We start from the raw sequence: 22733 nt of genomic DNA, 5'->3' as shown, positions 1-22733 counted from the left end.
CCATGACTGCCGAGACTGAAACGACCACCCCTGGCCCTGGCCGCCGCACCTGGCGCGACGTCGACCTGCGGGCGGTAGCGCCTTTTGCGGCGCTGCTGATCCTCTTGATCATCGGTGCGCTGGTAAACCCGAACTTCATCGGCCTCACTAACCTGGCCAATGTCGCGACGCGTTCCGCCTTCATCGCGATCATTGCCGTCGGGGCAACCTTCGTCATCTCCTCGGGCGATCTCGATCTTTCGGTTGGTTCGATGGTGGCATTCGTGGCCAGTCTGATGATCCTCTTCATGAATTCCGGCGCGATTGCCGATCCCGGCCTGATGATCGCAGCGGCCATGGCACTCGCCATCATCATCGGCTCGCTCTGTGGTCTCGCCAATGGCCTGATCACCACCGTCGGCAAGATCGAGCCCTTCATTGCCACGCTCGGCACCATGGGCATCTATCGTGGCCTGACGACCTGGCTCTCCCAGGGCGGGGCGATCACGCTGCGCGACCCGGCCCAGCAGGAGATCTATCGGCCCGTCTATTTCGGCTCGATCCTCGGGCTGCCCGTGCCGATCGTCGTGATCCTCGTGGTGACCGCCATTGCCGCCGTCATACTCTATCGCACGCGTTATGGCCGCCATGTGGTCGCCGTCGGTTCGAACCGCGATGTCGCGCGCTATTCTGGCATTGCCGTCGACCGGGTGCGCACCATCGCCTTCGTCATCCAAGGCCTGTGTGTGGCCATCGCTGTGCTGCTCTACGTGCCGCGTCTCGGCTCGACGTCTGCGACCACGGGCATTCTGTGGGAGCTGCAGGCGATCACCGCTGTTGTCGTGGGTGGCACGGCGCTGAAAGGTGGGGCGGGTCGCGTCTGGGGCACGATCTGCGGCGCCTTCATCCTCGAGCTCGTCGGCAACATCATGCTGCTCTCGAATTTCATCTCCGAATATCTGATCGGCGCCATCCAGGGCACGATCATCATCATCGCGATGCTCGTCCAGCGGTCGCTGGCGCGCAAGGCGTGACGCGTGACCGGGCAGGAGGGTCGCCCGGTCCGTTCCAACTCGACCCTAGGCATTTTGGGAGGAAACCAATGCACAAGAAACTGCTCGGGCTTGCCGTTGCCATGACGGCGCTCACCTCGCTCTTCGCGGCAGCGCAGGCGCAGGAAACCAAGACGATCGGCGTGTCCATCCCGGCCGCCGACCACGGCTGGACCGCTGGCGTCGTCTACCACGCGAACCGCGTCGCTGAACTCCTGATGAAGGAGCATCCCGGCCTCAACGTCGTCGTGAAGACCTCGGCCGATCCGGCCACGCAGGCGAATGCCGTGCAGGACCTGGAAGTCCAGGGCATCGATGCGCTGGTCATACTGCCGACCGATCCGGATCCGCTGGTCAACGCGATGAAGGAAGTGAAGAACAAGGGTCACTTCGTCACCATCGTCGACCGTGCACCCTCGACCAACGACAATAGCGTGCGTGACCTCTATGTCGCCGGCAACAATCCGGCGCTTGGCAAGGTCGCCGGCGAGTACATCGCCAAGAACTCGCCGGATGCCGAAGTCGTCATCATCCGCGGTCTGCCGATCCCGATCGACCAGCAGCGCCAGGACGGTTTCGATGAGGGTATCGCAGGCTCCAACGTCAAGGTTCTCGATCGCCAGTTCGGCAACTGGAACCGCGACGATGCCTTCAAGGTCATGCAGGATTACCTGACCAAGTATCCGAAGATCGATGTGGTCTGGTGCCAGGACGACGACATGGCTGTGGGCGTTCTCCAGGCCATCGAGCAGGCCGGTCGTACCGACATCCAGTACATCATCGGCGGTGCCGGTTCGAAGGACATGATCAAGAAGGTCATGGATGGCGACAAGATGGTGCCGGTCAACGTTCTCTACCCGCCGTCCATGGTCGGCACGGCGATGGAGCTGACGGCTGCTGCGCTCTATGATGCGGTTCCGGTTCACGGCACCTACACGCTCGACGCGACCTTGATCACGCCGGAGAATGCCGAGAACTACTACTTCCCGGATTCGCCGTTCTGATCCGAACCACCCAAAACCAAGGTCTGCCCGGGTTTTCCCGGGCAGATTTCTGCTGCAACCATCATTGCGGTTGTGTCAAAATTCCATCTCCTGTAATCGTTCACGGAAACGTTGCAGTAATACTCAGGGAGGAGAATTCATGAAGACGATCAAGGGACCGGCGATCTTTCTCGGCCAGTTCGCGGGTGATGCCGCGCCGTTCAACACCTGGGATGGAATCACCAAATGGTCGGCCGAAAAGGGCTATGAGGGCGTTCAGGTTCCGACCTGGGCCGGCCAGCTGATGGACCTCAAGAAGGCCGCCGAATCCAAGGACTACTGCGACGAGCTTGCCGGCGTTGCCCGCCAGAACGGCGTCGAGATCACCGAACTTTCCACCCATTTGCAGGGCCAGCTGGTTGCGGTGCATCCGGCCTATGACGAAGCCTTTGACGGCTTTGCGGCACCCGAAGTGCGCGGCAATCCGAAGGCGCGCCAGGAATGGGCCGTGCAGCAGGTGAAGTATGCGCTGAAGGCGTCCCGCAATCTCGGCATCAAGGCGCACGCGACCTTCTCCGGCGCGCTGGCCTGGCCGTTCATCTATCCCTGGCCGCAGCGCCCGGCCGGTCTCGTGGAGACCGCCTTCGATGAACTCGCGCGCCGCTGGCTGCCGATCCTCGATTATGCCGAGGAGCAGGGCGTGGACGTCTGCTACGAGATCCATCCGGGTGAAGACCTGCATGACGGCGTGACCTTCGAGATGTTCCTTGAGCGGGTGAAGAACCATTCCCGCGCCAACATGCTCTACGACCCCTCGCATTATGTGCTGCAGTGCCTCGACTATCTCGACAACATCGACATCTACAAGGACCGGATCAAGATGTTCCACGTCAAGGACGCGGAATTCAATCCGACCGGCCGTCAGGGCGTCTATGGCGGTTATCAAGGCTGGGTCCAGCGGGCAGGGCGCTTCCGGTCGCTTGGCGACGGCCAGGTCGATTTCGGCGCGATCTTCTCGAAGATGGCGGCCAACGATTTCGACGGCTGGGCCGTGGTCGAATGGGAATGCGCGCTGAAGCACCCCGAAGACGGCGCCCGCGAAGGGGCCGACTTCGTCCGGGCGCATATCATCCGCGTCACCGAGAAGGCCTTCGACGACTTCGCCTCCGGCGGGACCGACGATGCGGCCAACCGCCGGATGCTGGGGCTCTGAGACCTAGACGGTCTTGAGGGCGGCGATATCGCCGCTCTCGAGGTGGGGCAGTGCTCGCTCGATCTTGTCGAGCGGCCAGTCCCACCAGGCAAGGGCTAGCAGGTCGGCTATTTGATCGTCTGGGAAGCGCTGTCGGATCACGGTCGCAGGGTTGCCGCCGACGATTGCGTAGGGTGGCACATCGCGGGTGACGACGGCGCGGGCGGCGATGATCGCGCCGGACCCGATCTTGACCCCCGGCATGATCGTCGCGCCATGACCGATCCAGACATCGTGGCCGATGACGGTGTCGCGGAACGGCAGGTCCTGATAGCCATTGATGGTCTCAGGGCTGAAGACGCGGAAGGGAAAGGTTGTCACGCCCGCCATGGCATGATTGGCCGAACTGGTGATGATGATCGCCTCACGCGCGATCTGGACGAAGCGGCCGATCACCAGCCGCTCCTGGCTGAAGGGGTAGAGATAGGGCGCGAGGATCGCTGCCGTCTCTTCTGTCGGACCGGGATGCGTGAAGTAGCTGAAGTCGCCGATGTCCATGCGGGGATGGTCGATGACGACGGCGAGCTGAACGGTCTCGCGATAGGGCGTGCCATCGGCGAGGGTGATGGGATAGGGTTTTCTCGGATCGAGAAAAGGCATGGCTGAGATCCTTGCAAAAGCATGCATCTGATGTCGCGGCAGTCGCCGACACCGTTTTTTCTGCTTTGCCTCCAAAGAGGCGGATCTTAGCTGTTCACTGTCAGGGCATCCTTCTTCTCGGATGCCAGTCTAACGGATCTGGAGCGTGAACTCCAGACGCAGCTCATGAAGGAGGACGCATCATGGCGATCGAAGCAAGCAAGTCGGGCGAACGGACACCGAAGATTCGGCTGGGTATGGTCGGCGGAGGCGCCGGGGCCTTCATCGGCGCGGTGCATCGCATGGCAGCCCGTCTCGATGACCAGTATGATCTCGTTGCCGGTGCTCTCTCTTCGACGCCGGAAAAATCTGCTGCCTCGGGTCGCGAACTCGGGCTCGATCCGGAGCGTTGCTATGGCTCTTACGAAGAGATGGCGGAAAAGGAAGCCGCTCGCCCCGATGGTATCGAGGCCGTCTCGATCGTGACGCCCAACCATGTGCACTTCCCGGCGGCCAAGGCGTTTCTGGAGCGGGGCATCCACGTCATCTGCGACAAGCCGCTGACCTCCAATCTCGAAGATGCCAAGGCGTTGAAGGCGGTTGCCGACAAGGCGAAGGCGCTGTTCATCCTGACGCATAATTACACCGGCTATCCAATGGTGCGGCATGCGCGCGAACTCGTGCGCTCCGGCGAACTGGGCGATCTCCGTCTCGTGCAGATGGAATATCCGCAGGACTGGCTGGCCGAGCCGATCGAGCAGACCGGCCAGAAGCAGGCCGCCTGGCGCACGGATCCGAAGCAGTCGGGTGCGGGTGGTTCGACCGGCGATATCGGAACGCATGCCTATAATCTCGGCTCGTTCATTTCGGGCCTCGAACTCGACGAACTGGCGGCTGACGTGCACACCTTTGTCGAGGGCCGCCGCCTCGACGACAACGCCCATGTCATGCTGCGCTTCAAGGGCGGTGCGAAGGGCATGCTGTGGTGCAGCCAGGTCGCGACCGGCAACGAGAACGGTCTGAAGGTTCGAATCTACGGCACCAAGGCCGGCATCGAATGGACGCAGGCCGATCCGAACTATCTGTGGTTCACGCGCCTCGGCGAGCCGAAGCAGCTGATCACGCGCGGCGGGGCAGGGGCGAATGCCGCAGCAGCCCGTGTCACGCGCATTCCGTCGGGGCATCCGGAAGGCTATCTCGAAGCCTTCGCAACGATCTATACGGAGGCCGCCGCCGCCATCAATGCGGCGAAGGCAGGCACTGCGGTCGATGCGGCGGTGGTCTACCCAACGGTGGATGATGGCGTGAAGGGTGTTGCTTTCGTTGAGGCCTGCATCGCGTCTTCGAAGCAGAATGGTGGCTGGGTGAAGGTTTAAGTCCACGCGAGCGTGAATTGCCCCTCACCCTACCCTCTCCCCGCAAGCGGGGAGAGGGGGGAATGCTTGGCCAGCGGCGAGGCCTTCTCCCCGCCTGCGGGGAGAAGGTGCCCGAAGGGCGGATGAGGGGCGTGGTCTTGACGAGGCATGCTGATCCTCACCCACATCCCGCCTCCGCTTTATTCGGCGGCCCTTTCCCAAGCGGCGAGGCGGTCACGCAGGCGATCACCCCACCCAGGAGCTTCGCTCCGACCCTCCCCCTCAAGGGGGGTGTGAAAACTGCAACGTTGCAGTTTTTTATTTCCGCCGTCTTCACCCCGTCTTGGCTTTGCTCTAAACCGCTGAGCCACGGATAAGCGGCGGCGGTGTCCGCGCTTGCATGACGAAGGACTTACTCCATGATCGATCCCAAGGCTCTCGCCTCGCGCTTCCCCGGTGACTTCCTGTTCGGCGTCGCCACAGCCTCCTTCCAGATCGAAGGGGCGTCGAAGGCGGATGGCCGCAAGCCGTCGATCTGGGATGCATTCTCCAACATGCCGGGCCGGGTCTTCGGACGGCACAATGGCGATGTCGCCTGCGATCACTACAACAGGTGGGAAAGCGATCTCGACCTGATCAAGGAGATGGGCGTTACTGGCTATCGTTTCTCGATCGCCTGGCCGCGCATCATTCCGGAGGGCACCGGCCCGATCAACGAGAAGGGTCTCGATTTCTATGACAAGCTGATCGATGGCCTGAAGGCGCGGGGCATCAAGGCCTATGCGACGCTGTACCATTGGGATCTGCCGCTGGCGCTGATGGGCGACGGCGGCTGGACGGCGCGCTCCACGGCGCAGGCCTTCCAGCGCTACACCAAGGTGGTGATGGAGCGGCTCGGCGACCGGCTCGATGCGGTTGCAACCTTCAACGAGCCCTGGTGCTCGGTCTGGCTCAGCCATCTCTACGGCGTGCATGCGCCGGGCGAGCGCAGCATGGATGCAGCCCTTCATGCCCTGCATTACACCAATCTGGCGCATGGCCTTTCGGTTCAGACCATCCGCGACGTGGCGCCCAAGGTGCCGGTCGGGCTGGTGCTGAACGCCCATGAGACGCTGCCGGGCTCTAACAGTACCGCTGATCTCGCGGCCGCCGAACGGGCGCATCAGTTCCACAACGGCGTCTTCTTCGACCCGGTCTTCAAGGGCGAATACCCGGCCAATTTCCTTTCGGCCCTCGGTCACCGCATGCCGAAGATCGAAGAGGGCGATCTTGCCATCATCAACCAGAAGCTCGACTGGTGGGGGCTGAACTACTACACGCCGATGCGTGTCGCCGACGATCCGACACCCGGTGCCGAATTCCCGGCAACGGTGGGTGCGCCGCCGGTTTCCAAGGTCAAGACGGATATCGGCTGGGAAGTCTATGCGCCGGCGCTGAAGTCGCTCGTCGAGCGTCTTTACGCCCGTTACGAACTGCCGCCGTGCTACATCACCGAGAACGGCGCCTGCTACAACATGGAAGTTGAAGGGGGCGAGGTCGACGACCAGCCGCGCCTCGATTACTACGCAGAACATCTCGACAAGGTCGCCGACCTGATCGCCGAGGGCTATCCGATGCAGGGATATTTTGCTTGGTCTCTGATGGACAATTTCGAGTGGGCGGAGGGCTACAAGATGCGCTTCGGCCTCGTGCATGTCGACTACGACACGCAGGTGCGCACTATCAAGAAGAGCGGGAAGTGGTACCGCGATCTGGCGCTCGAATTCCCCAAGGGGAACTTCAAGGCCGACTGACAGAGCGAGGCATCACGCCCCGCAACTTCGCCGTCATCCCAGCTTGATCAGTTTGTTGCCCGTATCGATCTCGTTTCGACGATCGAATTCGGCGCGGGCTGACTGAATGCGCTCGTGATGCGTGAAGACCCAGCCGCCGAGTGCCCGGATCGGCTCGCCGAACGAGCGGCCGAGATCGGTCAAGGCATATTCCACCTTCGGCGGCACGGTCGGATGCACCGTGCGCTCGACGATGCCGTCTCTCTCCAGCGCCCTCAGCGTCAATGTCAGCATGCGCTGCGATATGCCGACCACCGATCGTTTCAGATCCGAAAAGCGTTGCGGACCGTCGCCGAGCATCATGATCACGAGCACCGTCCACTTGTCGCCCAGCCTTGCCAGCATCTCGCTGACCGTCTGGCATTTGTTCGGGTCGTAGTTGTCGCACATGGCGCGTCCAATCGTTCTATCGATGTTACCTGGTATCAAAAATGTGCCTTCTTGCACATCCAGCCCAGTTACATATCTAGGCCTGGTTACTATTTGATACCAGATCCGCCCTGCGATGCAAACTCCCTCCATCGCTGCGGATCCAAACCAGGAGCCGACTATGTCCGCACTCATTGAAAAGCTGAACTGGCGCTACGCCACCAAGAAGATGGACCCCACCAAGAGCGTGTCCGAGGACAAGGTCGAGCGCATTGTCGAGGCCGCACGTCTCGCTCCGACCTCCAGCGGTCTGCAGCCCTTCGAAGTCATCGTCGTGACCAACAAGGAAGTGCGCGCCCGCATTCAGGAGATCGCCTGGAACCAGGCGCAGGTCACCGAGGGTTCGCATCTTCTCGTCTTCGCCGCCTGGGACAACTATACGGCCGACCGCATCAATTACATGTTCGATCTCGTCAACGATGAGCGCGGCTTCAAGAATGAGGGCTTTGAGAACTATCGCCAGATGCTGCTTGGCATGTATCCCGGCCGCGATCCGGACGTGAATTTCGAGCACGCCGCGCGCCAGGCCTATATCGGCTTCGGCATGGCCGTTGCCGCTGCCGCATTCGAGGGCGTCGACGCGACCCCGATGGAAGGCTTCGAAGCCGACAAGCTCGACGAGATCCTCGGTCTTCGCGAGAAAGGCCTGCGCTCGGTCACGATCCTGCCGCTCGGCTATCGCGCCTCTGAGGGCGACTGGCTTGCGCCGCTCAAGAAGGTGCGCCGCCCGAAGGACGAATTCGTTTCCGTCGTTGCGTGATTGTTTTCAACCTCGCCGGCGCCTCCAGGCCGGCAGCGCGACAGGGGCTTCCGAAAGGAGGCCCCTTTGTTTTTGGTCTGCTCGAAACAGGATTCCGCGATCTTCTGATATTCCTCTTTTTCCTCAGCATGTTAAGTCAAATTGAACAATTCTGAGGCACCGTGCTTCCCAGGCCAGGGTGTAGAGAATGCGGCTTCAGAATTCAAAGAGACGGCTCCAGCCGATCAGAGATCGTCGTTTTGCCGTCGGTGCGTTGCTGCTGGTGTTTGCCGCGGTCGCCGTTCTCGTTGCCTTCACTGTGCTCACCGCACTTGATCGTGTGGCGACCTATGCCAACCATCTCGATCAGGAACGCTCGCGCGAGACGCTGGTCGGCGCGATCCAGACCTTCGAGCACCAACTCGGCGCAACGCTGAACGACTATGCCGCCTGGGACGATGCCGCAGAGAATGTCTATCGGTTGCGGGACAGCGACTGGGTCAACAGCAATTTCGGCGACATGACCTTCGACAGCGATCTCTTCGATGTCGCCATCGTCATCGACCAGCAGGGCGAGGTCAGCATGGCCTATTCCGACGGTCAGCCGATCATCGGCGAGGTCGGTGGTTTCCTGCAGGCCGACGTTCAACAGCTGCTCGACAAGGTGAAGAGCACGCCTGCGAACCAGATCCCGCAGGCCAGCGGCTTCGTGCGCACGCACAAGGGCATCGGTGCTGCCGGCGTCGCCGTGATCCGCATGAAGTCCGGCGAACTCGGCGTGCCCGACGAGCAACGTGCCTATCTCATCTTCATCCGGCACCTCTTCACGTCGACCGTCGAGCGGATCGGTAAGGCTTATGTGCTGCCCGGCTTGATGCTGGTGCCGCCGTCGACCCGGGCCACCCATCTTGTACCGATCGTCTCACCGTCGAATGCCGCCATTGCCGCGCTTGCCTGGACCCCGCGGGCGCCGGGCGATCTCAGCCGTGGGCAGGTGCAGCCTCTGGTGACGTTGGCACTGACGCTGGTCGCAATCTACTGCCTGCTGCTCCTGGTGGTCGGCCAGCGCATCTTCCGGAGCCTTTCCGCCGACGAAGCCGTCGCGATGAAGCTTGCCCTGACAGACAGGTTGAGCGGGCTTGCCAATCGGGAAGGCTTGCGTGTGCTGCTGCAGGAGCGCGTTGAGGCCGCCCGCGCCAACCAGACCGATGTCGTTCTGCTCTATCTCGATCTCGATGGCTTCAAGGAAGTCAACGACGCCTATGGTCACGCAACCGGGGACAGCCTGATCCGGGCCGTGGCCGCGGGCCTGACCGTGCTTGTCGGTCCGGAAGCGGCACTCGCTCGTATCGGGGGCGACGAATTTGCCGTCGTGCTCTCCGGCACCGACCTCAACATGCGTGCGACGGCTCTGGCCGACGCCATTCTCGCCTTCTTCGACGAGCCACTGACGCTTGGCGAGCGAGTGGTCGTGGTTGGCTGCAGCATCGGTCTCTGCACGTCACCGGCCGGTAGTGTCGACGGCGCGGAGCTGACGCGCCGGGCCGATATGGCGATGTATTCCTCCAAGGATGGAGGACGAGGCCGCTGGACATTCTATGACCCGCAGATGGACGAGGCGCGCGAGACCCGGAATCTGCTGGAGCTGGACCTCCGGGCGGCCATTGCGCGTGGCGAAATCGAGGTCGTCTATCAGCCCGTCGTCGACGCCAAGACCTTTGCGCTTGTCAGCGTCGAAGCGCTGGCCCGCTGGAACCGCAGGGGGCACGGCCCCGTCTCTCCGGATGTCTTCATTCCGATCGCCGAGGCGAGCGGCCTCATCGATCAGCTGGGCCTGTGTGTGCTGCGCCGGGCACTCTCCCAGCTCTCGCAGTGGCCCGAGCTCAAGCTGTCTGTCAATGTTTCTCCGGGGCAGTTTCGCGATCCGGCCTTTGTCGATCGTGTGGCCGAGGTGTTTGACGAGGCCGGGATCGAGCCGGCCCGCGTCGTCATGGAGATGACGGAGACCTACTTCATCCAGAGCCCGGACCGGGCGCGCCAGGCGCTGGAGCGGCTCAAAGGTCTGGGGCTGCGCATTGCGCTCGATGATTTCGGCGCCGGCTTCTCCAGTGTCGGCTATCTGCGGCAGTTCGGCTTCGACCGCATGAAGATCGACCGGTCGCTCGTTCAGTCGCTTGATAGGGGCCATCGGGCAGTGGAAATGCTGCAGGCAACGGTCGCGCTTGCGCGCTCGCTCGGCATTCCCGTCACGGCCGAGGGGGTCGAGACGGAGCAGCAGGCGGTGATCCTGCGCATTGCCGGCTGTGACCAGCTGCAGGGCTATCTCTTCGGTCGACCGCAATCGCCGGAGGACATTGCAGCACTGATGGTCCGGCCGATGGAGCTGCGTGCCAAGGCAGCGGAGCTTGCCTTTGCAGCGAGCCGCGACGGTGGGCAGCTGGTGTAAGGCGAGGGGGAACCGGATCCGGTCTTCATGCCTTTCTCTCGGAGAAAGGAGAGATCAGATGCTCACCACCGATACCTGGCTTAAAATTGTCTGCAGCATGATGATCAACGCCGTCATCTTCGGCGCTGGTGCCATTCTTGTCCTGTCGGTTCCGGCGCTTGCCGTCCACGCCAAGGTCTTGCTGCCGCTCGTCATCATCGCCGCCTTCGCCGCAGCACCCCTGTTCGCGCTTGTGATCGCCCCGCGCATGCGTCTGCGCAACTGGGGTCGTCGCGAGTGGAAACGTGGCGACATGATCTCTGGCTAAAGAGACATTCGGCGGCGTTCAGCCGCCGATATGCTTTTCGCCACGCTTTTTCGCCAGTGCTATCTGCAGCTGGCGCTGCCGATAACGGTCGCGATCGGCCTCGGTGCGGGTTTCATAACAATGGCTGCAGGAGACACCCTCCTCGTAATGGGGATGGGTCAGTTCCTCGGCGGTAATCGGATTGCGGCAGGCGTGGCAGAGCTTGTGGTTGCCTTCCTTCAGGCCATGCGTGACCGAGACGCGCTCATCGAACACGAAGCAGGCGCCGTCCCACAGGCTCTGTTCTTCCGGCACTTCCTCCAGATATTTCAGAATGCCACCCTTGAGGTGGTACACCTCTTCAAAGCCCTGCTGCTTCATGAAGGCCGTTGCCTTCTCGCATCGGATCCCGCCGGTGCAGTACATCGCGATCTTCGGCTTGTTGTGCAAACCTGGATTGTTCTTCACCCAGTCGGGAAACTCGCGGAATGTCTTCGTGTTCGGGTCGACTGCGCCGCGGAAGATGCCGATTGCCGTCTCGTAATCGTTGCGGGTGTCGATGACGATGGTGTCCGGGTCCGAGATGAGATCGTTCCAGTCCTTCGGATCGACATAGGTGCCGACGATCTCGTTGGGGTCGATATCCTCGACGCCCATGGTCACGATCTCTTTCTTCAGCCGCACCTTCATGCGCAGAAAGGGCATCTTCGACGCACGGCTTTCCTTGTGCTCGAGGCTCGCGAATTCCGGCTGGCTGCGGATATAGGCCAGCACCTTGGCAATGGCCGCATCAGTCCCGGCGATCGTGCCGTTGATGCCCTCATGGGCGAGAAGCAGCGTGCCCTTCACGCCTTCGGCCTTGCAAAGGCTCTCCAGCGGCTCCTGGAAGCTTTCGAAGCGTGGGAACTTGGCAAAGTGATAAAGCGCGGCGACGCAAAAGGCGCCGCTGGTCTCGGGGCGTGGGGCTGCTGAGTGTTCTGTCATGGCCTGCGAAATACCCCCTCTACCCCTGCGGTGCAACGGATTTCCGCGTGCCGGGACAAGTTTGAAAATCGTCAAGTCCATGAGCAGGCTGTGGGCAGTGCGCCATGACACTGGACAGCAGAAATGGCATTGGCTACACGCTTGTTACTTTATAACATTAAAGGTGATGCTAATGTTCAAGAATATGTTCGCAGCTTCGCTCGCGCTTCTGCTCTCAGGCACAGCGCCCGCCATGGCAACGGATGGGGTTGTCGATATCGTCGCGCCGTTCGAGATCACAGGCCTCGATCCCGCCAAGTCCGGCGACATCTTCTTGCGCATGGGGATCGTGGAAACGCTTGTGGAAGCGGACAAGGCCGGCAATCCGATTCCGGCTCTCGCGAAGACCTGGTCCGTCAGCGAGGATGGGCTGGTCTGGCGCTTCGAGCTGCAGCCCGGCGTCAAGTTTCAGGACGGCACGGCACTGACTGCCGACGCTGCCGCGTCTGCGCTCAACATTGCCAAGGCCAAGGCCGGGCTATTGAGCAAGGCGCCCATTGCCGACATCAAGGCTGAAGGGGAGGGGACGGTCGTGGTGACGCTGTCGAAGCCTTTCGTGCCGCTTCTTGCCTTCCTCGCCGAAAACCGTGCGCAGATCCTGGCGCCGGCTGCTTACGAAGGGGCCGAGGTCAAGGCGATCATCGGGACGGGACCGTTCAAGCTGACCAAGCTCGAGGCACCGCAAAGCCTCGCGGTCGAGCGCTTTGCCGATTATTGGGGTAACAAGCCTGCAATCGAGAAGGCGACCTATCTGTCGGTCAGCCGCGCCGAGACCCGCGCGCTGATGGCCGAGAGCGGCGACGCCGATTATGTCTTCAATCTCGATCCCGCAAGCCGGACGCGTCTGGCAAAGAGCGACAAGGTGGTGCTGCAATCCGTGTCCATCCCGCGCAGCGTGCTCCTGAAGGTCAATGCGGGTCATGCCTTCCTTTCCGACGTCAAGGCGCGCGAAGCGCTCAGCCTTGCCATCGACCGCGAGGGCTTGGCCATCGCGATCCTGCGCTATCCGGCAGCAGCCACGCAGCTTTTCCCGCCGAGCCTCAAGATCTGGCACGATGCCGGGCTTGCCCCGCTTGCCTATGACCCGGAAAAAGCGAGGGCGCTTCTTGCCGAGCTCGGTTGGAGCGCGGGCGATGATGGCATGCTTCAGAAGGACGGCAAGCCGTTCGCGCTGACGCTGACGACCTACCCCGATCGCCCGGAGCTGCCGCTGATTGCTGCGGTCCTCCAGGACCAGCTCAAGGAAATCGGTGGCGCGCTGACGATCAATTCCACGAATTCCTCCGAGATCCCGGCCAAACATCAGGACGGGTCACTCGAGCTTGCGCTGATGGCGCGCAACTTCGCGCTCGTTCCTGATCCGATCGGCACGATGCTCTCCGACTATGGACCGGGTGGTGGAGACTGGGGCGCCATGAACTGGACCAATGCCGGCTTCGAGGCGGCGCTGGACGACCTGACCCGCGTGGCGGACCCGGCAGAAGGCGAAGCTCTGCGTCACCGGGCCGTCGCGGCGATCCAGGCCGACCTGCCGGTCATCCCGATCGCCTGGTACCAGCAAACCGTTGCCGTCTCCCCGCAACTGGAGGGGGCTGAGCTTGATCCGTTCGAACGTTCCTTCGGGCTTGAAGACATGCGGTGGGCGAAATGACGAAAGCAATCCTGAACCGCCTCATTCAGGCGGCTCTGGTGGCATTCATGGTTGGCCTCATCTGCTTTGTGATGACACGGTCGCTGCCTGGCGACCTTGCCTACCGTATCGCTGCTGGCCGCTATGGCTTTGACGTCGTCGACAGTGCAGCCGCCGCGAAGGTGGCTGCCGAACTCGACCTGGGCAAACCGGCGATCGTCGCTCTTTTCGAGTGGATGGCCGACCTTCTGCGCTTCGATCTTGGCACGTCACTGGTGACTGGCAAACCCGTTATCGATGAGATCGGCATGCAGCTTGGCCATACGATCGAGCTGGCGCTCGCAGCGATCGTGCTGTCGCTTTTCATCGGGCCGCCGCTGGGCATCCTTGCGGGCCTCAGGCCCGACGGGGTCCTGGACCGGGCACTGATGCTGGTATCGACGGGGCTTCGCGCTCTGCCGCAATTCGTGGTCGGGCTGATCCTGATCATCGTCTTCGGCATCACGCTCAATGTCTTGCCTGCGGCCGGACATACGCATGGCGCCCATCTCGTGCTCCCGGCGCTGACACTGGCGCTCGGTCTTGCGGCCGTCTCCAATCGCGTCGCGCGTGATGCGATGGTCGCGGTGTCGCGCTCGCCCTATTACGCCTTTGGCCGCACCAAGGGTCTTTCCGAGTGGCAGGTCTTTGCGCGGCACGGGCTGCGCAATGTCGCAGTGCCGATCGTCACCTATCTCGGCGTGCAATTCGTCTATCTCGTTGAAGGCGTTGTGGTCGTCGAGACGCTGTTTGCCTGGCCAGGCATCGGCCATGCTCTGGTCCACGCCATCTTTGGGCGGGACGTGCCGATGATCCAGGGAACGGCACTTGTCATGGGGTTGATGTTCGTGGCGCTCAACGCGCTTGTCGATCTCTTTTGCCATGGCATCGATCCGAGGAGGCGCAGCGCATGACGACCTTCGACTATGTGGCACCGCGCCCGGCGCGCTGGCCGGTCCGCCGTATCATTGGCGCGACCATCCTTCTGGCTCTCCTCGGCTTTGCATTCCTGCCGCTTCTGATCGGCGGAGCCGACCCGTTGAAGCAGACCTTGCGGCAGACACTGCAGGGACCGACTGCTGCGGACTGGTTTGGTTATGATCACCTCGGCCGTTCGATGCAGGCGCGTCTGGCGGCTGCCCTTCGGCTGTCGCTGGGGCTTGCGCTTCTTTCGGTCTTCACCGCCATGATCCCGGGCGTGTTGCTCGGCGTCTTGGCGGCTTGGCGCGGTGGCTTTGTCGATCGCGCCGTCGGTGCGGTCTCCGAGGCCTTCCTCGCGCTGCCCGGCCTCCTGCTGGTTCTGATGCTGACGGCGATCGTGCCGGATAATCCGGCAATGTTCTATATCGGCATTTCGCTGGTGCTCTGGGTGGAATACTTCCGCCTCACGCGCGCCCTGGCACGGCCCCTCCTGATGTCGCCGGCGGTCGAAGCCTCACGGCTTCTCGGGTTCGGGCCTGCCTATATCCTGCGTCGGCATCTGTGGCCGGAACTTGCTCCGATGGTGCTGACTGTCGCTGCCTATGGTGCAGCCACGGCCATCATGGCGATCGCGGCCCTCGGCTTCGTCAGTGTCGGCGTGCGCCCCCCGACGCCGGAGCTCGGTTCGATGATGATCGAGCTTCTGCCCTACTACCAGGAAGCACCGCATGCGCTGCTGCAGCCGATCGCGGTCATCTTTCTGATGGTGCTCGCACTCCAGTTGATCGGCGGAAAGGACAAGTCATGACCATTCTTCTTTCTGTCGTTTCCGCTTCCGTTTCTGCCGTGACCGGCGAGATCGTGTCTCCCGTGTCCTTCTCCTTGCGGGCCGGACGACCCTTCACCATTCTCGGGGAGACCGGGTCGGGCAAGAGCCTCTTGGCACAGGCCATGATCGGCGTGCTCCCAGAGGGACTGACGGCCACTGGCTCGGTGACCATCGACGGCCAGGTCCTTTCGCTGGCAGAGCCCAAGCGGTTTCGCCCGCTCTGGGGCCGGAAGGTCGGCGTCCTGCCGCAGGAGCCGTGGCTGGCGCTCGACCCCACCATGGTGGCGCTCGAGCAGGTCAGCGAGGGGCACCGTTATCTGAGGCGGCTCGGGGAAGACGAGGCCGTCTCGGCCGCGCGCACCGATCTCGAAGCGCTGGGTGTGCTCGATGCCGAGGCGAAGCTGCCGGGTCAGCTTTCAGGCGGCATGGCCCAACGTGTCGCCTTTGCCGCAGCGCGTGCCGGTGGTGCGAGCATCATCATTGCCGATGAGCCGACCAAGGGGCTCGATGTCGCCCGCCGCGACGAGGTCATCGCGCTTCTGATGAGGGAAGTCGAAGCCGGCGGGACCGTCTTGACCATTACCCACGATCTGGCGCTCGCTCGTCAGATGGGCGGGGATCTCGCCGTCATGCTCGATGGCAGGATCATTGAAATCGGCGAAGCCGCAGAGGTGCTGGCCTCGCCAAGGCATGACTATACCCGTCGTCTGATTGCGGCTGAGCCGGAAAACTGGGAGCGCCGGGCGTTAGCCTCTGCTGCAGAGGAAGCCCCCATCCTCGTGGCTTCCGGACTGGCGAAGGCGCGCGGCGGCAAGCTTCTGTTCTCGGATCAGGATCTGTCGATCAGACGCGGCGAGATCGTCGGCATCACCGGTCCGAGCGGTTCGGGCAAGAGTTCGCTCGGAGATGTCCTCCTCGGGCTTTTGAAAGCCGATGCCGGTGAAGTTATCCGTCTGCCACAGGCAAAACCGGTCCGCTATCAGAAGCTCTATCAGGATCCGCCCTCGGCCTTCCCGCAGAAACTCACCCTGGGTCAAGCCATCTCCGATCTGGTGCGGCTGCATCGGCTCGACGCATCACGCGTCCAGCCGCTGATGGAGCGGCTGCGGCTGTCGCCGGTTCTGCTGACAAGGCTGCCCACGGAGGTTTCGGGCGGCGAATTGCAGCGGTTTGCGCTGTTGCGGGTTCTACTCCTCGATCCGGTCTTCGTCTTCGCCGACGAGCCGACTTCGCGTCTTGACCTGATCACGCAACAGGAGACCATCGAGCTGCTGACGGAGCTCGCGCGGGAGCGAAACTGCGCGGTTCTGCTGGTCAGTCACGACGCGGCGATGATCGAGAAGACCTGCGACAGGCAGGTTGAGATCGGCGCGGTTTAGGTCGCCGCGCGCATCCACAAGGTCTCGACAATGCCGGCCTCGTGTTTTGCGGGGTCGGCGAAGACCTGATCGGCGAGATCAAGCGCTTCGCGGCGCAGGTCCTGCTGGCGGCGGATGATGATTGCGAGCAGGAAAGACTGACCTTCGCCGTCTCCGAAGGTCTCGGGTTCGTGGTCGAGGAGCGTCGTCAGGACCGTGAGGTCATGTTCGTGACCGAGAAGGTCGACCAGCCTTTTCGCTTCGTTGCGCTTGGCGGCAAAGGCGCTCGGCCAGAGGTCGCGCAGCAGCGACAGGTTCATCCAGTAGGCCTGGGCCGCCTTTCGCAAGTCGTGGAAGGCTTCGCCGTGGCTTTCGCCCTTGCAGGTCTCAAGCGCCTCATGGGCGTTTTCCAACCCCTTACGCCAGCCCTTGGCGATCAGGCGCGACGCCAGTCTGGGCTTTGACGGCAGGGAAAGTGTGTCCAGCGCGTCGATCGCCGCTCGGCATTCGCCGACGACAGCTTCGACCCCGGCTTCCAGATCCTTTTCCTCGGCGGCGATCTCGTCGCGGCGCAGCGCCAGCACCGCGCGGGTCGCGTCCAGCGTTTCCGCCTCGTCGTCTGTCAGGGCATGGTCCGAGAGATGCTCGACGGTTTCGATCAGTGCGGTCGCATCGCGGATGCGCGAGAGGCTGCGGCCGGCATCGCGCAGTCTGACGTTTTCCTGGCGGCGGAATTCCTTGTCGCCGGTCGCGATCAGGCGGTAGAGATTGCGCAGGCGCTTGAATTTCTTGCGGGCGGCGTGGATTGCGGCATGGAGACCTTCAGGCCTTGCCTCGAGGGCCTCTATCGCCTTTTCCAGCTCGCGGCGCGCGACGGTCTGGACCTCGTCGAGAAGCGGGCGGTCCGGCCTAATGCGATATGGCATGCACCAGCTCCGGCCGCATGCGCTCGGTCGCAAGAGCCTGATTGGAATAGCGCTTGTCGCCGGTGACCTCGCGGCCAAGCCAGGTGGGAAGGCTCGGCGCGTCATCCTCCGATGTCATTTCAACCTCGGCCGTCACCAGGCCACGATAGGCGCCTTCGAAGACATCGACTTCCCAGGTGAAACCTTCGAAGTCGACGGTGTAGCGGGTCTTCTCGATGACGTTGCCGATCGAGAATGCGAGCATTTCCAAGGCATCGTCGTGGGAGATCGGATATTCGAACTCGTCGCGGGTCAGCGCACCCTTGCCGAATTTGATGGTCAGCTGGGCCGTCTTGTCGTTGCGTGTGCGCACACGCACCGAACGGTCCGGCTCGGCAGCAATATAGGCCTGGCGGATATGGGTCTGCGATGTAACGGCCTTTTTCCAGCCATCGGTTCGGACGAGAAACTTGCGCTCGATTTCCTTCGCCATACGCTCACGCTCCGAAATATAACCGTTGCAAACATATCCGAGGCTGCAGCGTTAGCAAACTGGAAAGATTCCGTGCTACCTGTCGGTCTCGACATCGGCAGCTTCGCGCGTTAGTGAAGGGCCGATCTAATCGTTTTAAAAGAGGGTTCTGCCATGGGCGACAAAACCGAAAAGCTCCTCTCCACCCTGAAGCTTCAGCCGGTCGTGCCGGTTTTGATCGTTGAGGACGCGAAGACCGCCGTGCCCCTGGCGCGCGCTCTTGTCGCAGGTGGCCTGAAGGCGATCGAGATCACGCTCCGCACCGATGCCGCACTGGAAGCCGTGCGCTTGGTTGCTCAGGAAGTCGAAGGCGCCGTGGTCGGTGCCGGCACCATCCTCAATGCCGCACATTATGCGGCGGCTGTCGATGCCGGCTCGCAATTCATCGTCAGCCCGGGCACGACCCAGGAACTGCTTGATGTGGCGCGCCAGTCCGACATTCCGCTGCTGCCGGGGGCTGCGACTGCATCCGAAGTCATGGCGCTGCGCGAAGAGGGCTACAAGGTTCTGAAGTTCTTCCCCGCCGAGCAGGCCGGCGGTGCCGCTTACCTCAAGGCGCTGTCCTCGCCGCTCGCCGGCACGCTGTTCTGCCCGACCGGCGGCATCTCGCTGAAGAATGCCATGGATTACCTGTCGCTGCCCAACGTCGTCTGCGTGGGCGGTTCTTGGGTCGCGCCGAAGGAACTGGTCTCGGCCGGTGATTGGGCTGGCATCACGAAGCTTGCCAGTGAAGCTTCGGCCCTGAAGGGCTGACATTCCCGTCACGTCGCCGTTTACCGCTCTTTGTATTGTCTCTGTGGCTTCCTATCTAGGGAGCGACAGAGACAACAAGGAGACCGCGATGTTCGACGCCAAGAAGCTGCTGGATCAATTCCTCGGTTCGCAGATGCCCGGTTCTGCCGGTTCGATCGGCCAGAAGGGCAATGACCTCATGGGCATGGCCAAGGCCAATCCTTGGAAGACCGGCGCTCTTGCAGCCGTGCTGCTCGGCACGAAGACGGGGCGCTCCCTTGGCAGCAACGCCCTCAAGATCGGTGGCCTCGCCGTCATCGCAGGTCTCGGCTACCAGGCCTACAAGAACTACAAGTCCGGTCAGCCGGCAGAGCCGACCCAGTCGCTGCCCGAACTCCTGCCGCCACCGAAGGATTCGCCCTTCAGCACCGAGCCGCAGGCCGTCTCCAATGATTTCGCCCTTTCGCTTGTGCGTGCGATGATCGCAGCCGCCAAGGCCGATGGTCACATCGATGCCAGCGAGCGCTCGCGCATCATGGACAAGGTGCATCTGTCGGGCCTGGGTGCGGAGGCTGAGGCCTTTATCGAAGCAGAACTGGCCAAGCCCATCGACCTCGATGCGCTCGTTGCCTCCGCGAAGACGGAAGAGCAGCGTGTCGAAATCTACACGGCCTCGCGTCTGACGATCGAGCCGGATACCCGCACCGAGCGCGGCTATCTCGACATGCTCGCCGGCCGCCTCGGCCTTCCCGATGCACTCGTCGACCACATCGAGGCGACCGTCGCCTCCGCCAAGGTCAGCCTCTGAGAACGACGCTCTGCGGCAACCGGTCCGTCTGGTTGCCGCGTGTGGCGGTTGCCTTTGGCGCCAGCGTGACATAAGCCTCGGGCAAACACTGGGCCCGAGACTTTTTCATGCGTGATCTGTCCACCTTCAAGGGATGTCCGGCTCCTCAGCCCGTCAGGCTGGAAGGGCGCTTCGTCGTTGTCGAACCTTACGACCGCGATACGCATCTTCAGGCGCTCTGGGACGGTCTCGGCGGAATGGAGATCAACCCGCTGCTTACCTATTTCACGCAGCCGGATTTCAAGGGGATCGAAGACTTCGATGCCTGGCTGACGACCGTTCAGAAGGGCGGGTGGGTCACGGAAGTCTTCCGGGACAAGGCGACCGGCAAGGTCGTGGGCATGGCAAATTACATGCGGCCAGACCCGGCGAACGGTGTGGTCGAAGTGGGCGGTGTTGCGCATGGTCCCGCCATGAGCCGTTCGCCGCTCGCGACCGAGGCTCATTATCTCCTGGCGCGGCATGTCTTCGATGACCTCGGCTATCGCCGCTATGAATGGAAGTGCCACAACGAAAACGAACCGAGCAAGGTCACGGCGAAGCGCTACGGCTTCAGCTTTGAAGGCGTGTTTCGCCAGCATATGCTGTCGAAGGGCAAGAACCGCGATACCGCCTGGTTCTCTATGATCGATGGCGAGTGGCCGGTCATCCGGGCCGCCTTCGAGGCCTGGCTCGCCCCTGACAATTTCGATGAGGCCGGACGCCAGAAGCGGCGGCTGGAAGAGTTGCGCGCCGAGATCGCAGCCGCCTCGACCTGATAGGAAAAATACCGTGAAGCCGAATATCTACAGCATCATCCTTTATGTCGGAACGGCTGTCGCCGCTCTGGCGCTTGCTTATGCGAGTTTCAAGAGCGCCACCGTTGCCTGGTCGGTCGGCATCTGCGTGGCGATTGGTGTCGTGGTCTATGCTTTCAGCCTATTGCCGGAGCCGAAGAAGGTGGCGCGGTCGGACGAGGCGCCCAAGACGCAACGGTCACCGGCAGCACAGGCTGCGGTGGTCGTCGCCGTAATTTTCGGATTGATGCTTGTCGTCCCGACCGTCGTGCTCTGGCTTGGCCGCTATTCTCCGGAACTCGGCGCTTTGGTCGGCGGCGTCGCCCTCATGGCCTTATTCCTCATTCTCTGGTTACGCTCGCGCTATCAGCGCAGCCACGAAAGCGACGAGGGCTGATCCTCAGGCGTTGAGGCTGGCGGCCAGCAGCAGGGCGCCCAGCAGGATCACGAGCAGTGCTGCTCCCACTTCGATCGAGCTTGCGACAATGCCGGCGCGGCGGGAGCCGGGGCCGGAAAGCCTCAAGGCGAAGCCCTTGGCGCCGACGGCAAGGCTTGCCAGAACCGAGACGGTGATGGCGGTGCCGAGTGCCATGGCGAAGACCGACAGTATCCCGCCGAGCAGGAGGCCGTTCAGCAGCGAGAAGGTCATGACAAGCAGCGCGCCGGAACAGGGGCGCATGCCGACGGCGATGACAGCCGACCAGGCGTCGCGCAGGCTGAAGGTGCTGCCGCCGAGAAGGCTCGGGTCTGGCAGATGGGCGATCCCACACTCATGGCAGACCGAGCCGGGCGCGAGCGCGTCATGATCGTGGGCGACGGCGACAGCGCGGAAGCGTGAGCCGGCTGCCTCTTTCGATGACGTCGGTTCAGAGGGGCTGGCAAACAGGGATGCCGTGACGCTGCTGCCTGAAGGCGCCTCCGTTCTCTCGAAAAGGCCGGCTGTTGCTGCAGACGGTGTTGCATGGGCGAATGACGTCCGCAGCTTGCGCACCAGGAGCCAGATGCCGAAGGCCACGATCATCGCATAGCTTGCGATCTCCAGCGTGCGCGTGGCGTCCGTCATGCTGATCGAGGTGCCGCGCAGGACGAGATAGGCCGTTCCGACGACCGCGATCGCCACCATGCCTTGAAGAATGGCCGAGACGAAGGAGATCAGGATGCCGCGGCGCAGTTCGATCTCGTTGGCCAACAGATAGGACGAGATGACGGCCTTGCCGTGCCCGGGGCCGGCAGCGTGGAAGACACCATAGGCAAAAGAGAGGCCGATCAGGGTTACGAGGCTCGCGGGATCCTCGCGCATCGCTTTCAGAGCATCGGTCAGCGAGCGATAGAAGGCCTGCTGATGGGCGTTGATCCAGACCAGCAGCTCGGCGAAGGGGCCGGAAGACGGCTGATAGCTGGGCTCGGCCGTGCCGATGCCGAGCGGGGAGGCGGCGTGGGCGACGCCGGCGACAAGGGCGAGAGCGAGTGCTGCTGCTGCGATCCGGGCAACCTGGCCGCGTCGGGCATGGCTCAGCATGTCACCTCCAGCCTGGTGGCAAAGAGCTTGCCCATGTCATTGCCGGTCGGATCGCTGAAGAAGGCTTCGGTCAGATTCAGCTGGTTCTGCGCGATGATCTCGTCCGGGTCGGGTCGGACGACCTTGTGCGTGCAAGCCTCGAACGCCTTGCCTTCGACCACCATGTCCTCGTCCTTGGCGAAGTCGATCGCGGTATAGAGTGTCGGGTCATACACGCCGAAATTCATCCGGCCGCCGATCTTCACGGGCGTCTTCGGCTTTGCCACGAAGAAGACCAGAAGCTGGTTGTCCTTGAAGTCGACGTTGAAGACCTCGGGCCTCGCGATTTCGCTGGTGGTTCCGTCCTTGGTGATGAAGGTGAAGTAGCTGTAGTCGCCGAGCGAATCGCGGATGGTGTTGGCGATCTCGTTCAGCTCGGCGTGGTCGAGCTTGAGGTCCGTGTTCTTGTCGAAGTCCATGAGGACGCTCGAGGAGAAGATGTCATCGAAGCGCCAGACATTGCGGAGCTCCTTCAGCGTGCCGTCATCGGCGGCCACGATCTCGACGCGCGCTTCGGCAAAGATGTGAGGATGGGAGAGTGCCGGTGTCGCGAAGGCAACGGCCGCTCCGGCCGCCCAATAACTCAGGCTTCTCAGCATTCTGTCCAGACCCTTCCCGATGTCCCGCATGGGTTCCCTCCTGTCGGATGAA

General features: G+C 62.5%; 23 protein-coding genes. 16 read left to right on the top strand and 7 right to left on the bottom strand.

Annotated elements, in window-relative coordinates; genetic code table 11:
• Positions 1–2: 2 nt before the first annotated feature.
• The 3 genes from M1E12_RS13700 (at position 3) to M1E12_RS13690 (ending at position 3227) form a co-directional block, all read left to right on the top strand.
• Complete coding sequence (locus tag M1E12_RS13700; RefSeq protein WP_113461077.1) at positions 3–1013, top strand: ABC transporter permease; 1011 nt, start codon at positions 3–5, stop codon at positions 1011–1013.
• A 68-nt stretch (positions 1014–1081) separates the two neighbouring features.
• The gene (locus tag M1E12_RS13695) at positions 1082–2035 is read left to right on the top strand and encodes a substrate-binding domain-containing protein (protein WP_136538074.1); all 954 of its coding nucleotides are present in this window, start codon (positions 1082–1084) and stop codon (positions 2033–2035) included.
• Between the two features lie 139 nt (positions 2036–2174).
• Positions 2175–3227 (top strand): sugar phosphate isomerase/epimerase family protein, encoded by a 1053-nt coding sequence (locus M1E12_RS13690; protein WP_479562165.1) that lies wholly within the window; start codon positions 2175–2177, stop codon positions 3225–3227.
• Between the two features lie 3 nt (positions 3228–3230).
• Here the strand turns inward: M1E12_RS13690 and M1E12_RS13685 are convergent, their stop codons facing one another.
• Positions 3231–3866 (bottom strand): CatB-related O-acetyltransferase, encoded by a 636-nt coding sequence (locus M1E12_RS13685; protein WP_479562164.1) that lies wholly within the window; start codon positions 3864–3866, stop codon positions 3231–3233.
• 182 nt (positions 3867–4048) lie between these two features.
• Between M1E12_RS13685 and M1E12_RS13680 the strand changes: the two genes are divergently transcribed.
• Complete coding sequence (locus M1E12_RS13680) at positions 4049–5221, top strand: Gfo/Idh/MocA family protein (RefSeq protein ID WP_136538077.1); 1173 nt, start codon at positions 4049–4051, stop codon at positions 5219–5221.
• A gap of 398 nt (positions 5222–5619) precedes the next feature.
• The gene (locus M1E12_RS13675) at positions 5620–6993 is read left to right on the top strand and encodes a GH1 family beta-glucosidase (RefSeq protein WP_479562163.1); all 1374 of its coding nucleotides are present in this window, start codon (positions 5620–5622) and stop codon (positions 6991–6993) included.
• Positions 6994–7026: 33 nt separating this feature from the next.
• On the opposite strand, the gene M1E12_RS13670 is transcribed toward M1E12_RS13675, so the two are convergent.
• The gene (locus tag M1E12_RS13670) at positions 7027–7422 is read right to left on the bottom strand and encodes a winged helix-turn-helix transcriptional regulator (protein ID WP_136538079.1); all 396 of its coding nucleotides are present in this window, start codon (positions 7420–7422) and stop codon (positions 7027–7029) included.
• A gap of 160 nt (positions 7423–7582) precedes the next feature.
• On the opposite strand from M1E12_RS13670, the gene M1E12_RS13665 reads away from it, so the two are divergent.
• The 3 genes from M1E12_RS13665 to M1E12_RS13655 all read left to right on the top strand — a co-directional run bounded on the left by M1E12_RS13665 (position 7583) and on the right by M1E12_RS13655 (position 10953).
• Positions 7583–8221, top strand: a complete 639-nt coding sequence (locus M1E12_RS13665) for an NAD(P)H-dependent oxidoreductase (protein ID WP_310241381.1) — start codon at positions 7583–7585, stop codon at positions 8219–8221.
• Between the two features lie 187 nt (positions 8222–8408).
• Positions 8409–10646, top strand: coding sequence for a bifunctional diguanylate cyclase/phosphodiesterase (locus M1E12_RS13660; RefSeq protein WP_479562162.1), 2238 nt, complete (start codon positions 8409–8411; stop codon positions 10644–10646).
• 58 nt (positions 10647–10704) lie between these two features.
• Entirely contained in the window at positions 10705–10953 is a 249-nt protein-coding gene (locus M1E12_RS13655) for a hypothetical protein (protein WP_479562161.1), read from the top strand.
• Positions 10954–10971: 18 nt separating this feature from the next.
• On the opposite strand, the gene trhO is transcribed toward M1E12_RS13655, so the two are convergent.
• Complete coding sequence (trhO, locus tag M1E12_RS13650; protein WP_479562160.1) at positions 10972–11916, bottom strand: oxygen-dependent tRNA uridine(34) hydroxylase TrhO; 945 nt, start codon at positions 11914–11916, stop codon at positions 10972–10974.
• A 172-nt stretch (positions 11917–12088) separates the two neighbouring features.
• Between trhO and M1E12_RS13645 the strand changes: the two genes are divergently transcribed.
• From M1E12_RS13645 to M1E12_RS13630, 4 genes are read left to right on the top strand one after another with little or no spacing between them, the layout of a single operon-like run.
• Positions 12089–13606, top strand: a complete 1518-nt coding sequence (locus M1E12_RS13645) for an ABC transporter substrate-binding protein (RefSeq protein ID WP_479562159.1) — start codon at positions 12089–12091, stop codon at positions 13604–13606.
• Positions 13603–14538 (top strand): ABC transporter permease, encoded by a 936-nt coding sequence (locus M1E12_RS13640; protein WP_479562158.1) that lies wholly within the window; start codon positions 13603–13605, stop codon positions 14536–14538. The genes M1E12_RS13645 and M1E12_RS13640 overlap by 4 nt, the downstream gene beginning before the upstream one ends.
• Complete coding sequence (locus M1E12_RS13635) at positions 14535–15353, top strand: ABC transporter permease (RefSeq protein ID WP_479562157.1); 819 nt, start codon at positions 14535–14537, stop codon at positions 15351–15353. Before M1E12_RS13640 ends, M1E12_RS13635 begins: the two co-directional genes overlap by 4 nt.
• Positions 15350–16753, top strand: a complete 1404-nt coding sequence (locus tag M1E12_RS13630) for an ABC transporter ATP-binding protein (protein ID WP_479562156.1) — start codon at positions 15350–15352, stop codon at positions 16751–16753. The genes M1E12_RS13635 and M1E12_RS13630 overlap by 4 nt, the downstream gene beginning before the upstream one ends.
• On the opposite strand, the gene M1E12_RS13625 is transcribed toward M1E12_RS13630, so the two are convergent.
• Positions 16750–17658, bottom strand: a complete 909-nt coding sequence (locus M1E12_RS13625; protein WP_479562155.1) for a CHAD domain-containing protein — start codon at positions 17656–17658, stop codon at positions 16750–16752. The genes M1E12_RS13630 and M1E12_RS13625 overlap by 4 nt on opposite strands.
• Positions 17642–18130, bottom strand: coding sequence for a CYTH domain-containing protein (locus M1E12_RS13620; RefSeq protein WP_136538087.1), 489 nt, complete (start codon positions 18128–18130; stop codon positions 17642–17644). The genes M1E12_RS13625 and M1E12_RS13620 overlap by 17 nt, the downstream gene beginning before the upstream one ends.
• A gap of 153 nt (positions 18131–18283) precedes the next feature.
• Here M1E12_RS13620 and M1E12_RS13615 point away from each other — a divergent pair, with 153 nt between their 5' ends.
• The 4 genes from M1E12_RS13615 to M1E12_RS13600 all read left to right on the top strand — a co-directional run bounded on the left by M1E12_RS13615 (position 18284) and on the right by M1E12_RS13600 (position 20921).
• A complete protein-coding gene (locus M1E12_RS13615) occupies positions 18284–18922 on the top strand; it encodes a 2-dehydro-3-deoxy-phosphogluconate aldolase (RefSeq protein WP_136538088.1) in 639 nt (212 codons plus the stop codon).
• A gap of 88 nt (positions 18923–19010) precedes the next feature.
• On the top strand, positions 19011–19709 hold the full coding sequence (locus M1E12_RS13610) for a tellurite resistance TerB family protein (protein WP_113461063.1): 699 nt from the start codon (positions 19011–19013) through the stop codon (positions 19707–19709).
• Between the two features lie 107 nt (positions 19710–19816).
• Complete coding sequence (locus M1E12_RS13605; RefSeq protein WP_479562154.1) at positions 19817–20506, top strand: GNAT family N-acetyltransferase; 690 nt, start codon at positions 19817–19819, stop codon at positions 20504–20506.
• A 13-nt stretch (positions 20507–20519) separates the two neighbouring features.
• Complete coding sequence (locus M1E12_RS13600) at positions 20520–20921, top strand: hypothetical protein (RefSeq protein ID WP_479562153.1); 402 nt, start codon at positions 20520–20522, stop codon at positions 20919–20921.
• 3 nt (positions 20922–20924) lie between these two features.
• Here the strand turns inward: M1E12_RS13600 and M1E12_RS13595 are convergent, their stop codons facing one another.
• Positions 20925–22043: a nickel/cobalt transporter gene (locus tag M1E12_RS13595; protein ID WP_479562152.1), complete on the bottom strand. Its 1119-nt coding sequence runs from the start codon at positions 22041–22043 to the stop codon at positions 20925–20927.
• Complete coding sequence (locus M1E12_RS13590) at positions 22037–22681, bottom strand: DUF1007 family protein (RefSeq protein WP_479564887.1); 645 nt, start codon at positions 22679–22681, stop codon at positions 22037–22039. Before M1E12_RS13590 ends, M1E12_RS13595 begins: the two co-directional genes overlap by 7 nt.
• Positions 22682–22733: the final 52 nt, after the last annotated feature.

The sequence above is a fragment of the Rhizobium sp. K33 genome (assembly GCF_056501445.1).
This window is presented reverse-complemented; position numbering and strand designations above follow the sequence as displayed.